This is a genomic window from Massilibacterium senegalense (assembly GCF_001375675.1).
Lineage (GTDB): Bacteria > Bacillota > Bacilli > Bacillales > Massilibacteriaceae > Massilibacterium > Massilibacterium senegalense.
Window position 1 is genome coordinate 1523393 of record NZ_LN831786.1, and the last position, 12884, is coordinate 1536276.

The following is a 12884-nucleotide window of genomic DNA, read 5'->3' on the forward strand; positions in this document are numbered from 1 at the left end:
TTCTTTTTCTCTTTTTTATCATAATCCCCGTTTCCCTTGGGATGAAATAATCTTTATTTTACAAGTGCCATAATTTGATTTGGATCAAATCCAATCACCCATTGGCCATTAATTTCTGTTTGTGGTACACCTAAGTTTCCTGTTGATTTCATTACATAGTCGACCATATCAGGACGTTGTTGTAAGTTAATTTCTTCATATGCGATTTCTTGATCATTTAAGAAATTTTTTAACATGGTGCAATATGGACATGTAGATGTTGTATATACTTTTACCATTTTTATTCCCCCTTATAATAAGTCAATCCAAATTTTAATAGCCGTAGCAACAATTAAAGTTGCTAAAATCCATTGTAAAACTTTTGTATTTACTTTTTTACCAACGTTAGCTCCAATTGGCGCAGCGATTAAGCTTGCTACAATCATAATAACTGCTGGTAGCCACACAATTTGTCCTGTTGCGATTTTTCCTATTGTAGAACCAATAGAAGAAATAAACGTAATCGCAAGCGAAGAAGCTATCGTCATTCGTGTCGGAATTTTCAATACAACTAACATAATTGGCACTAATAAAAAGGCACCAGCTGCTCCAACAATTCCAGCTCCAAGCCCTACAATAAACGCAAGGATTGCTGCTAACCATTTGTTAAATGTTACTTGATCAAATGGAATGTCATCGATTTGTTTTTTCGGTATAAACATCATCACAGCTGCAATTGTTGCTAAAATACCGTACACGACATTAATCATATTTTCTTCTAAAAGACGAGAACCGTATCCACCGATAAAACTACCTAATAAAATTGCGGTACCCATATAAATAATTAATTTTTTATTTAAATATCCACCTTTACGATATGCCCATACACCACCAATTGTTGCGAAAAATACTTGGATGGCACTAATACCTGATACTTCATGGGCAGTAAATGCTGTAAATCCTAAAAGTGGTGGAATATACAACAACATCGGATATTTAATAATGGATCCTCCAATACCGACCATTCCTGAAATGAACGATCCAACAAATCCAATCATAAAGATTAGTACAATAAAGCCTATATCCATGTTTTCACCCCTTCTTCATACCTTATTGGGTATATTTATTTTGATAAAAAAACGGCGTAATCAATACCCCTACATGTATATTATTCTACTCATGTAAAATTGTCAACCATTAAATTTTATTTTTCATTTTCACGATTAGACTCTAATTTATCATCGTTATACACATAAGGAGTGTACGTTTATCGTTTCCGCTCCCCTCATTTCATATACAGTCTGAATAGATGACGGGGTATATTTTTACTAAAAAAAGTTGAAGCAACAAGAAGTTGACTTCAACTTTTACCATTAATCCATTACTAATCCGCGATCGACTACTAAGTTCTGACCAGTAACCGCACGAGCCCATGGGGAAGCAAAAAACAGAACCGCTTGCGCTAAGTCTTCCGGTGTCGTTACTTGTTGCATCGGTGTACTTTGACGAATCAATTCAAACACTTCATCCGTTGTGGCACGGCTTGCATCTGTCGTTTTTAATAATCCACCTGATACCATGTTCATCGTAATATTATGTGGACCTAAATCACGAGCCATGTTTCTTGTAAACCCAAGTAATGCTGCTTTTCCTGTTGTATACTCATGATATGGAACGACTGGATTTTGGAATAAATTTGTCCCAATGTTAATAATCCGACCAAATTTTTGTTCCTTCATTCCTGCTAATGCAGCCTTCGTTGTATTTAATGCAGCTTTTACGCTACCTTCAAATTGCCCTAAATATTGTTCCCATTCAATTTCTTCGGCATTTTTTTGATTAATTGGATCAAATTTAAAATTCACTAACGCATTATTTACTACCGTAGATACTGGTTGGTTAAAATAGTTTGCAGCTTTTTCAAACATTGTTTGTACGTCCTGTGGATGACGAACATCCGCTTGAATAGCAACAGCCTTTTCGCTACCAATTTCAGATGCTAGTTGTTCCGCTGCTTCTTGACTGCTGAAATAGTTGATAACGACTTTAGCCCCTTCTTCCGCAAATGCTTTCGTAATTTCTTTCCCTAACCCGCGTGCTCCGCCTGTCACTAATACTACTTGTTCTGTTAGTTTCATTTTTTTGCTCCTCCCACATCAAAAAAGACCACTTTCAACAAATGAAAGTGGTCTAATAATCTAATCAAGATGATTTACTTTACCACTTCCCTACGCTAGTATGACCTAGATCAGGTTCCAAGGGTCGGACATATCCTCTCAGCTACAAGCTCCCCTAGTGATTGCATGATGTTTTTCTTTTAGTATAGCACTTCTTACTCATAAAAAACAAAACGTTCACTTAATGTTAGCATATCCTCTAATGTTAATGACTCATCTTCAAAATCAATCGAATACACTAGTTCTTCTTCTACCCACGATAAATTACGAATTTGATCATCCATCATTTCCCCTTTTTTCCCTCTAACAGTCACCTCTTTTAATCCAAGGGACTCTTCTAATGCTTCTGTCTTTTCAAAAAAAGTCATCGTAAAATAAGGGGCATTATTTTTAAAATAGTAAATACTAATTTCTGTTATTTCTTCACCATCAAGTGTCATTTCAAACTTTTCTATTTTTTCCATTGATATGGAAGATTCATTCGGTAAATATAAAAAGGGATAACCAATTGCTTTCTTTGCTTCGGCTAACGTTACATCTTGATAAGACATCGTGTCTTCCATTTTTTTGAACACGACATCTTTTGGGACTTTTAAGACGAATAACTTTTCATTAAGCATTGGGGAATAATTAATCATTTTTACTTCATATTTGACATTTATATCTCCCATTGAAGCTTCCAGTTTTAAAGGCAACCATGTTTTTTGATCAATCCATAATTGTTGTTCTTGATACAACGTTCCTTCTTTTTTTGGTTCCGCCTTTATTTTATATGTTTGTCTTTTCGCTACTTTTTCTTCCCCTAATATGTTAATTTCATGTGTTTTTTGCAACGTAATTAACGTATCCATGGCACGCTGAGCAAAAAAAACATCGGACTCTTGCATGTAATCGACACCATCAATCGTTAACACTTCTTTATTTTTTACATCATAATAGTACGTTGTTTCTCCGTCAAAAATATAAATCGAATCTTTCTTTCCTTTTTGGTATACTTCCATTCGATTTTTATGCGTATCTTTTTCATACCACGACTTGATAGTATATTCTTCTTTTTTCTTCGGTTCTTTGGTGACCATCTCTACTTCCATATAATAAGAATGATGCTCTTTTTTTTCATCTAATCCTTTTTGAAACAAGTCTGCTGTTGTCACCTTGGAGTTCGAACAAGACATAAGTAAAAAGATCACCCATAAGCTTATAAATATTAGTATTTTTTTCAATTAGTCGTCACACTCCACTTGATTTTCTATCCAACAAGCAACAATTGTTCCTTCTTCATTATTAGAAAACATTTTAATTTTTCCGTGATGTTTGTCGACAATCATTTTCGCAATGCTTAATCCTAATCCAGAACTACGTGCATGTTGTTTCGTCCGCGCTTCATCTAACTGTACGAATGGCTTAAACATCATGTCTATTTTTTCTTTCGGTACTCCTTCCCCTTCATTTTGAACTAAAATTAATACGCCTCCTCGGCGCCATTCATTCAATTCATCATAAAAAGAAGGAAATACCCAATCTGGTAATGGACGTTTATCCGAAACGAAACAAAGTCCAATCTGCCCATTTTCTTTTAAATGTTGCATCGCATTCCCCATTAAATTATCGATCAGACGAATCATTTGTTTCGCATTCACCTTATATTCTCCACACACATCTATCGTGTAACAAAACGTACCCTGTTTTCGTTCTACACACTCTTCATACCCATCTGCTAACATCTCAAAAAACTCTTCACCGTCTACTTGTACTAACTCTACTTTATATTGCGAAGATTGAAGCAACGTATAAGTCGTTAAATCATCAATCATTTGTTTCATGTAATCAATTTTTTCAAAAATAATCTTCGCATACTCCCCGCGTTCTTTAGAAGAAAGTAAATGATAATCAAAAAATAATGATTCATTATAAGCTCGAATAGAAGTAAGTGGTGTCTTTAAATCATGCGAAAGAGAAGCAGTCATATATTCTTTTTCTCGTTGTTCTTTTTCTACTAGTTTACCTGCTTGGTCAATTTGTTCCCGCATTTTTGTAAAATGTTGAAACAATTCGCCAATTTCATCTTTTCGGTTGTATTGAACATTTGGAATTGGTTGTTTATTTGCAAATGCCGTCATTTGTTTCATTAATCCATTTAACGGACGATTTAATCGACGATGTAAAAAATATAAAACAGTGCTGAACATAATCAAGATAAATAAAACAAAAATAGAAACAACAAAAACAGTTCGATTTTGTACGCCTTTCAACCATTGTTCTCTCGCTACTGTCACTTCATAAATCCCGACAATTTGGTCTTGTTTTAAAACTGGTTTTTTAACCGAATAAGAATAATAACTAATCGTGTCTTTATACAAATCACGGTATAACTCTTCATAGTTTAAACGAGTAATTCCTGTCGTTAACCATTGATTTTTTGTCGAGGAGTAAACCTGTACTCCATCTGCACGATATAACGTAATTTTCATCTTTTCATCAGCTAATTTATCTATTTCTTTATAGCTTGTAGCAGGGTTTAATTTGTATAATTCCGGATTTTGTAACATGGGATCGATTTTGCTGATTTTATTACTGAGTGTTAAAAGATCTAAAAAACCTTGTTTTTCATCATAATGATTAATCATATAAAAAAGACCATATCCTGCTACAATCGGTAAGAAAATAACAAATAAATAGGAAAAAATAAGCCATGTTTTAATTTTCACGAAAGTCTCTCCCCGATAAACCGATACCCTGTCCCCCAAATAGTTTGAATAAACTTAGGTTTTTTACTATTTTCTTTTAGTTTTGTTCGCAAGCTTTTAACATGAACGGTAACCGTATTATTTCCCATTTCGTCTGTTTGTTGCCATACATGCTCATACAATTCTTGCTTTGAAAACACTTGTTGGGGATTTTTTGCTAATAAAAATAACAATGCTTTTTCTTTTTGGGTAAGTAAAATTTCTTCTTCCCCCATCCATACTTGCTTTGTCTTTGCATCGATTGCTAAACCGTGTTGAAAACGAACAATCGAATCGGTTACTTTTTTATTTGTATATCGTTCATACCGTCTAATTTGCGATTTGATTCGAGCTGCTAACTCTACTAAACTAAATGGCTTCGTTAAATAATCATCCGCCCCTATGTTTAATCCTTTTACCTTTGCTTCATCTTCTTGCCGTGCGCTCGCAATAATAATGGGTACATCGCTTGCAAGACGTATGTTTTTACAAAGTGTAAACCCATCCATTTTCGGCAACATTAAATCCACAATTATTAAATGATATTGCTCGTATTGAAAATCCTCCCATCCTTCAAGCCCGGTTGACGCCCATGTAACAATGTAACCTTGGCGCGATAAATGGTCTCGTATAATTCGAGCAATTTCTTGATCATCTTCTACTAATAAAATTTTCAATTCAGACATGTAACATCCTCCTCGTCTAGCTCTTATTATAAAAGGAAACAAGCAGAAACGAAAAATTTAATCCTTTTTTAACAGAAAAATGGCGTAGCAGTTCTTTTCGCTTTTATGTCGATTCATGATATACTAACGGTAAAATTAGAGGTGCCAACTGGCTGAAACAGGTGTTTCTGAACCTTTTGAACCTGATTCGAATCATACCGGCGGAGGAAAGTTTAAACAACTATTCCTACGCTTTTACAGAATAATTTAAAGGAGGGATGATGATGGAAGTATATATTAACGGACAATTAAAAACATTACCCGAGGAAGCAAAGACGATTCAAGATGTCGTTCGTCATTTTGATTTAGAACATAAACATGTCATCATTGAACATAATCAATCCATCATTCAAAAAGAAGCATACCCACTTACGACTTTATCTGATCGTGACGCTATTGAAATCGTCCACTTTGTCGGAGGTGGGTGAACCGTATGATAGAAGAACGGTATTCGAGACAAATACGCTTTACACAAATCGGAAAGTCTGGACAAAAAAAATTACAAAATAGTCACGTCCTTATTATTGGAGCAGGTGCACTCGGTTCTAGTTCTTCCGAAATGTTAGCACGTGCAGGCGTTGGTACGATTTCTATTTTAGACCGTGATTATGTGGATTGGAGTAATCTACAACGCCAAACGCTTTATACAGAAAAAGATGTCATCGAAACATTACCAAAAGCAATTGCTGCTAAACGTACGTTAGAAGCAATTAATTCACATATTACAGTGCATAGTTACGTCATCGATGCGACACCCGAAACAATCGAACCGCTTCTTTCTGACGTAGACATGATGTTAGACGCAACGGATAATTTTGAAACACGTTTTATGATTAACGATTTATCAATCAAATATAACATTCCATGGATTTACGGAGCTTGTGTCGGTAGTTACGGCATGACACACACCATTATTCCAGGAGAAACACCATGTTTATCTTGTTTAATGGAACAATTTTCTCCCGGTAATCAAACGGAAACATGTGATACAGTTGGTATTATTAGTCCCGCTGTTCATATCGTTACTGCACAACAAGTAACCGAAACATTAAAATATTTAGTCGGTGCAAAAGAAGCAATGCGCACTTCTGTTTTTTCGTTTAATGTGTGGAAAAATGAATATGTCAACATGAATGTAAAAAATTTAAAACGAACAGATTGTCCGACATGTGGAAAACATACATATCCTTATTTACAAATGAAACATTTAACGAAAACAGAAGCACTTTGTGGTAGAAATACAGTTCAAATTCGTCCACCACAAGCAATAGAACGAGATTTACCTGCCTTAGCGCAAATGTTTGAATCACTTCAGTACGACGTTCAAAAAAATCCGTTTTTAATTTCGGTAGAATTAGAAAAATATCGAATTGTTGCTTTTAAAGATGGCCGCGTGTTAATTCACGGAACGAACGATGTAGTAGAAGCAAAAACGGTCTATGCACATTATTTTGGATGATTACGGTTTTTGTTTGAAACAGGATACAATTTCTAAATCAACAAATACTAAAAGAAGCTAATCTCACAACGATTAGCTTCTTTTTCGTATAGACGTTTTTTTGTAATATGTTACACATTCTTTTTTTATGTTTTCAAATTTATCAAAATTCTTTACAATAAGAACTATACTATTATAATTATCGTTCTCATAAGGAGCCGATCAAATGAAATCATTCCATTTTCAAAATTTAACGATGTTAACAGATTTATATCAGTTAACGATGATGTACGGGTATTTTAAAGCCCATCCAGAAAAAATGAATGAAGAAGTTGTGTTTGATGTTTTTTTCCGCAAAAATCCTTTTCACAACGGTTATTCACTCGTTGCTGGGTTAGAACAAGCGATTGACTACATAAAAAATTTAAGTTTTAGCCATGATGACATTCAATATTTACGTCAAACTGGTTTTTTCGATGATGAAGACTTTTTTAAAGAACTTCGCAATTTACGATTTACGGGAGAAATCTATGCGATGCCTGAAGGAACAGTCGCATTTCCAAACGAACCAATTGTACGAGTAAAAACACGTATTTTTGAAGCACAATTAATGGAAACTGCTCTTTTAGCAATCGTCGGTTCACAAAGTTTAATCGCGACAAAAGCAAATCGAATTGTAAATGCAGCAAATGGACGTCCAGTCATGGAATTTGGTGCTCGTCGCGCCCAAGGGGCAGAAGCTGCCATTACTGGTGCACGCGCGGCCATTATCGGCGGTTGTTCTTCTACTTCTAACGTGTACGCTGCGAAACGGTATGACATTCCACCTGCTGGCACCCATGCCCACAGTTGGGTGATGAGCTTCCCTTCTGAATTAGAAGCATTTCGTGCGTATGCAAAATCTTATCCAGATAATTTAATTTTACTTGTGGATACATATGATGTATTAAAACAAGGAATACCGAATGCGATTAAAGTATTTGATGAGGTACATCAATGGCACGGAAAACCAAGAGCATTTGGCATTCGAATTGATAGTGGAGACATTACATATTTGACGAAAGAAGCACGGAAAATGCTTACAAACGCAGGATATCCAGATGCTAAAATTGTGATTTCGAACGATTTAGATGAATATGTCATCACCGATATTCAAAACCAAGGAGCAGAAGTGGATGCATACGGGGTAGGAACAAAATTAATCACTGCTTACGATCAACCAGCAATGGGTTGTGTTTATAAATTAGCTGCAAAAAAGGTAGAAGAGCAATGGGTACCAACATTAAAAAAATCAGAAAACGTCGAGAAAATAACGAATCCTGGGATTAAAAAAGTCATTCGTTTTTTCAATAAAGAAGATCATGAAGCGATTGTCGATTTAATTATGTTAGAAGAGGAAGAAATACCCGAACAACCATTTGAAGTTTTTGATCCCGTTCATACGTGGAAACGAAAAATAGTGGATAATGCTTTTTATGAAGAATTACTACAACCAATTTTCGCGAACGGCGAATGTGTCTATGAAACGCCGACCTTACAAAAAATTCAAGAAAACGTCAAACGAAATTTATCTCATTTTTCTTATACGCATACAAGATTAAATAATCCGCATGAATACCATGTTGATCTTTCTGAACGACTATGGAACGTCAAAATGAACCTTCTAAAAAATGCAACACAACCTAAATAACAAACGAAATACCACTCATTCTATTTTGAGTGGTATTTTTCTATTTTAAATCCATTATTATTATTTTAAAAAATAATAAAAATAATAACAGATAAAAATCGAAAAGAACCTTATTAAATCAACATTTATAATCAAATTTAAATATACCATAAAACTAATTTTATACTGTTTTAACTAATTTTTTTCTGTTTTAATTAATTTTTTTATAAAAATGTATTGGAAAATGAGAATAAAAAAAGTATAATAATATTAATTTCAGAATTTTTACATTTTAACAAGAAATAGTTCAGGTAAGGGGGGAGGGGCATCATGTAATCGTTATACTATTCATCATAGTAGTAAATTGTCGCTTCATCTTATTAAGGAGGGGTTTATTCATGTTAGCGGAAAAACAACAAGCTAAAAAATCGTTATTATTACCTTATCAAAAAATTGCGAAGTCGGAAGAATTTAAGCAACTAATGCAAGCGAAAAGGCGGTTTATTATTCCTTGGTCTATTTTCTTTTTTATTTTCTTTTTTACTTTGCCAATCATGGCTTCTTACACAAATGTACTAGACCGGCCAGCATTCGGTTCGATTACGTGGGCATGGGTTTTTGCATTTGCTGAATTTGTGATGACGTGGACACTTTGTACACTGTATTTACAAAAAGCTAAAAAATTCGATGCGATGAGTGAAAAAATTCTTGAAAAATACGGTGACTTAGGAGGGAATAAATCGTGAATACAACAGCTTTTATTCTTTTTTTATCGATTGTCGGCTTAACACTAGTCATTACGTATTTCGCTTCTAAAAAAACAAAGTCTGCTAGTGATTTTTATACAGCAGATGGTGGGTTAACAGGTTGGCAAAATGGACTGGCTATCGCTGGTGACTACATGTCTGCTGCTTCCTTCCTAGGGATTGCTGGAATGATTGCGTTAGCGGGATTTGATGGGTTCTTTTATAGTGTCGGGTATTTAGTTGCTTATTTAGTCGTTCTTTACATTGTGGCAGAGCCACTTCGTAATTTAGGACGTTTTACATTGGCAGACATGATTACCGCTCGTTTTGATAGCGGAAAAGTCCGCGGTGTTGCAGCACTCAATACGATTTCGATCTCCATTTTTTATATGATTGCGCAACTCGTTGGAGCGGGTGCACTCATTAAACTATTACTAGGAATTGAGTACTGGGTTTCTGTCTTAATCGTTGGAATTTTAATGACAGTGTATGTCGTATTCGGTGGTATGACTGCGACAAGTTGGGTACAAATTTCAAAGGCCGTTTTATTAATGGCAGGTACGTTTATTATTTCCCTTATTGTTTTTGCAAAATTTGATTTCAGTGTCTTTAAAATGTTTGAAACAGTAAAAACAGCTTCGCCACTTGGTGAAACGTTTTTAAACCCTGGAAACAAATTTAAAGATCCACTCGATACAATTTCATTAAACTTAGCACTCGTTTTAGGAACAGCTGGTTTACCGCATATTTTAATTCGATTCTTTACCGTAAAAGATGCACCAACAGCGCGTAAATCCGTTATTTATGCAACTTGGTTAATCGGAGCATTTTACATTATGACGATTTTCTTAGGTTTTGGTGCAATTGCTTTTGTTGGTCACGATAACATTATTGCAGCAAACGCAGCTGGAAATATGGCAGCACCGTTATTAGCTCAAGCAATTGGCGGAGACTTCTTATTTGCATTCGTATCAGCTGTAGCGTTTGCTACGATTTTAGCGGTAGTGGCAGGGCTTGTATTATCCGCAGCATCTGCTTTTGCTCATGATTTTTACAGTTCTATTTTGAAAAAAGGAAAAGCCACAGAACGCGAACAAGTAGTGGCGGCTCGAATCGCATCGATTGCGGTATCTGTTTTATCGATTATCCTTGCTTTATTTGCACAAAAATTAAATGTTGCATTCCTCGTTGCACTTGCATTTGCTGTGGCAGCAAGCGCAAATTTACCGATTATTTTATTCACAATTTTCTGGAAACGTTTTAACACAGGTGGAGCAGTAACAGGTATGTTGGTCGGATTAATTTCTTCGTTAGTACTTATTACTCTATCTCCATCTGTATGGAATCCAGAACCTGGTGTTGCGATTCTAACTGGAACGGCTATTTTCCCACTTGAAAACCCAGGAATTGTATCAATTCCATTAGGATTTTTAGGTGCAATCATTGGGACATTCGTATTCTCAACAAAACGTGATACAGAAAAGTATACGGAAATTGTTGTCAATGCTCATACTGGTTTAAAAGTGGCTCAAAACCAACAAGCGTAATGGTAACATGTGCGGATTCCCCTTCCCGCATGATTACGATTATTCCGTTCTCAAATTTCTTATTATTTACTCCTTTCTAACATATATACAGGCTGTCGATACCGACAGCCTCTTTTTTTACGATACTTTTTTAAAATATCTTTGAAAAAAAGTGATTAAATTTGAATGATAGCCGATAGGATGACATACGACGACGGGGCATGTTTCTGTTTGTTGTATGCGTTTTAGTCGGGTCATTAATCGTCCAGAGAATAGTAAGTATGGAATCAGCACAATTTGCGTATATCCTTGTTCTTTTGCCTGCTGGACAGTTTCTTCCACTGTGGGGGTACGAGCAGCTAAAAAGCACTCGGTTATCGGTAATTGCATCGCTTTAGCAATGCGATGTTTCATTTCTAAAAAATCATGATACGCTTCTTTATCCGTACTTCCCCTTCCAACGAGAAGATACGCTGTTTTTTCATTTTCTTGAATCGGCGCTTGTTTTATTCTTTCCACGATAATTTCTACTAATTCATGACAAACACCGAATGCTCCAGTATGTTCTATCGTCACAAATGGATACCGTTTTTTCATTTTTTCTATTATAATAGGAATATCTTTTTTTGCATGTCCTGCAGCAAATAATAATAACGGAAAAACATAAATCATCGTTGCACCTTTTTCAATCATTCGTTCAAACGCTTCTTCCATCGTCGGATGTTGAAACTCTAAAAATGCTATTTCTTGAATGGGAGTAGGAAATTGATTCATAAACTTCTGGACACAAGATGATGCTTCTTCTATTCCTTTTTTTACTCTCGTTCCGTGCACCACATAAAGAATCGCTTCCATCTACATCACCTCTAACGTCCGACGTGTCGTTTGTTCAAACCATTGTAGCTTCTCACGCAATCGCACGACTTCTCCAACAATAATTATCGTTGGATTTTGGAGATGATGTTCTTTTGCTTGTTGAGCGATTGTTTCTAATGTCCCGACGACTGTTTTTTGTTGAGAAATGGTTCCCCAATGAATAAGTGCTACTGGTGTGTCTTTCTTTTTTCCATTTTGCATCAACGTTTGACATATCGTCGAAAGATGCTTCATTCCCATGTAAATCGCTAATGTATCTACGCTAGTAGCGAGTTGTTTCCAATTATGGTCTTCTTGGTTTTCTTTTCGATGACCAGTCACAAAAGCAAATGAACCACTATACAAACGATGCGTAACTGGAATCCCAGCGTACGCAGCTGCTGCAATTCCGGAAGTAATTCCCGGTACTATTTCAAATGGAATGTTTTCATCCAAAAGTGCTTCTGCTTCTTCCCCACCACGTCCAAATACGAAAGGGTCTCCACCTTTTAAACGAACGACTATTTTCCCTTCCTTTGCATATTTAATGATCAATTGATGAATAGCCTCTTGGCTTAACGCATGCTTTCCTGGCCTTTTCCCACAATAAATACGCTCCGCCTGACATTTCGCCCCATCTAATAAAGCTGGATTTGCTAGACGATCATATAGTAAAACATCCGCTTTTTGAATACACTTCCATCCTTTCACCGTTATTAACTCTGGATCTCCTGGCCCTGCACCAACTAAATACACTTTTCCTCTCATACAAAATCCCCCTCACGTACCATTTTAAAAATGCCCCCTGATTACGAATCAAGGGGCTTGACATCCATCATTTTTCAATAACATAACCGACTCCACTGCGTACTGATTTCAACTCATGCATCGTTAAATCTTCTACTTGTGGAACGTTTAAAAAATGTTTTTCCAATTCAATATCAGCAAAATGAAAAGCTTCTTCTTCCGTATTTGCTGCAATAACAAGCACGACTTCCGTTCCATCTGCCACGGCTTCCAATCGATATAATTTCATCTCTGCA

At 35.6% G+C, this 12884-nt stretch carries 14 protein-coding genes and 1 riboswitch; of the genes, 5 read left to right on the plus strand and 9 right to left on the minus strand.

Annotation, left to right across the window (positions count from 1 at the left end; all coding sequences use genetic code 11):
• Positions 1 to 53 precede the first annotated feature (53 nt).
• The 6 genes from BN1372_RS10915 to BN1372_RS10940 form a co-directional block, all read right to left on the minus strand.
• Positions 54 to 284, minus strand: a complete 231-nt coding sequence (locus BN1372_RS10915) for a glutaredoxin family protein (RefSeq protein ID WP_062199410.1) — start codon at positions 282 to 284, stop codon at positions 54 to 56.
• Positions 285 to 290: 6 nt separating this feature from the next.
• Complete coding sequence (locus BN1372_RS10920; RefSeq protein ID WP_062199411.1) at positions 291 to 1067, minus strand: sulfite exporter TauE/SafE family protein; 777 nt, start codon at positions 1065 to 1067, stop codon at positions 291 to 293.
• A gap of 285 nt (positions 1068 to 1352) precedes the next feature.
• Entirely contained in the window at positions 1353 to 2117 is a 765-nt protein-coding gene (locus BN1372_RS10925) for a 3-oxoacyl-ACP reductase (RefSeq protein ID WP_062199413.1), read from the minus strand.
• A 70-nt stretch (positions 2118 to 2187) separates the two neighbouring features.
• Positions 2188 to 2283, minus strand: a riboswitch (TPP riboswitch).
• Between the two features lie 28 nt (positions 2284 to 2311).
• Positions 2312 to 3331: a LolA family protein gene (locus BN1372_RS10930; RefSeq protein ID WP_082419026.1), complete on the minus strand. Its 1020-nt coding sequence runs from the start codon at positions 3329 to 3331 to the stop codon at positions 2312 to 2314.
• A gap of 48 nt (positions 3332 to 3379) precedes the next feature.
• Positions 3380 to 4864, minus strand: a complete 1485-nt coding sequence (locus BN1372_RS10935; protein WP_062199417.1) for a HAMP domain-containing sensor histidine kinase — start codon at positions 4862 to 4864, stop codon at positions 3380 to 3382.
• Positions 4861 to 5568, minus strand: a complete 708-nt coding sequence (locus BN1372_RS10940; RefSeq protein ID WP_062199419.1) for a response regulator transcription factor — start codon at positions 5566 to 5568, stop codon at positions 4861 to 4863. Before BN1372_RS10940 ends, BN1372_RS10935 begins: the two co-directional genes overlap by 4 nt.
• A 263-nt stretch (positions 5569 to 5831) precedes the next feature.
• Between BN1372_RS10940 and thiS the strand changes: the two genes are divergently transcribed.
• From thiS to BN1372_RS10965, 5 genes are all read left to right on the plus strand, one after another.
• Entirely contained in the window at positions 5832 to 6035 is a 204-nt protein-coding gene (thiS, locus tag BN1372_RS10945; RefSeq protein WP_062199421.1) for a sulfur carrier protein ThiS, read from the plus strand.
• An 8-nt stretch (positions 6036 to 6043) separates the two neighbouring features.
• Positions 6044 to 7066 carry a ThiF family adenylyltransferase gene (locus tag BN1372_RS10950; protein ID WP_062201302.1) on the plus strand — a complete coding sequence of 341 codons (1023 nt, stop codon included), beginning with the start codon at positions 6044 to 6046 and terminating at the stop codon, positions 7064 to 7066.
• A gap of 205 nt (positions 7067 to 7271) precedes the next feature.
• Positions 7272 to 8735: a nicotinate phosphoribosyltransferase gene (locus BN1372_RS10955; protein ID WP_062199423.1), complete on the plus strand. Its 1464-nt coding sequence runs from the start codon at positions 7272 to 7274 to the stop codon at positions 8733 to 8735.
• Between the two features lie 377 nt (positions 8736 to 9112).
• A complete protein-coding gene (locus tag BN1372_RS10960; protein ID WP_062199425.1) occupies positions 9113 to 9460 on the plus strand; it encodes a DUF485 domain-containing protein in 348 nt (115 codons plus the stop codon).
• Positions 9457 to 11007: a solute symporter family protein gene (locus BN1372_RS10965; RefSeq protein ID WP_062199427.1), complete on the plus strand. Its 1551-nt coding sequence runs from the start codon at positions 9457 to 9459 to the stop codon at positions 11005 to 11007. Before BN1372_RS10960 ends, BN1372_RS10965 begins: the two co-directional genes overlap by 4 nt.
• A gap of 117 nt (positions 11008 to 11124) precedes the next feature.
• On the opposite strand, the gene BN1372_RS10970 is transcribed toward BN1372_RS10965, so the two are convergent.
• The 3 genes from BN1372_RS10970 to BN1372_RS10980 form a co-directional block, all read right to left on the minus strand.
• Positions 11125 to 11841: a sirohydrochlorin chelatase gene (locus BN1372_RS10970; protein ID WP_062199428.1), complete on the minus strand. Its 717-nt coding sequence runs from the start codon at positions 11839 to 11841 to the stop codon at positions 11125 to 11127.
• Positions 11842 to 12609 (minus strand): uroporphyrinogen-III C-methyltransferase, encoded by a 768-nt coding sequence (gene cobA / locus BN1372_RS10975; RefSeq protein ID WP_062199430.1) that lies wholly within the window; start codon positions 12607 to 12609, stop codon positions 11842 to 11844.
• A 67-nt stretch (positions 12610 to 12676) separates the two neighbouring features.
• Positions 12677 to 12877 (minus strand): DUF3906 family protein, encoded by a 201-nt coding sequence (locus BN1372_RS10980; RefSeq protein WP_062199432.1) that lies wholly within the window; start codon positions 12875 to 12877, stop codon positions 12677 to 12679.
• Positions 12878 to 12884 lie beyond the last annotated feature (7 nt).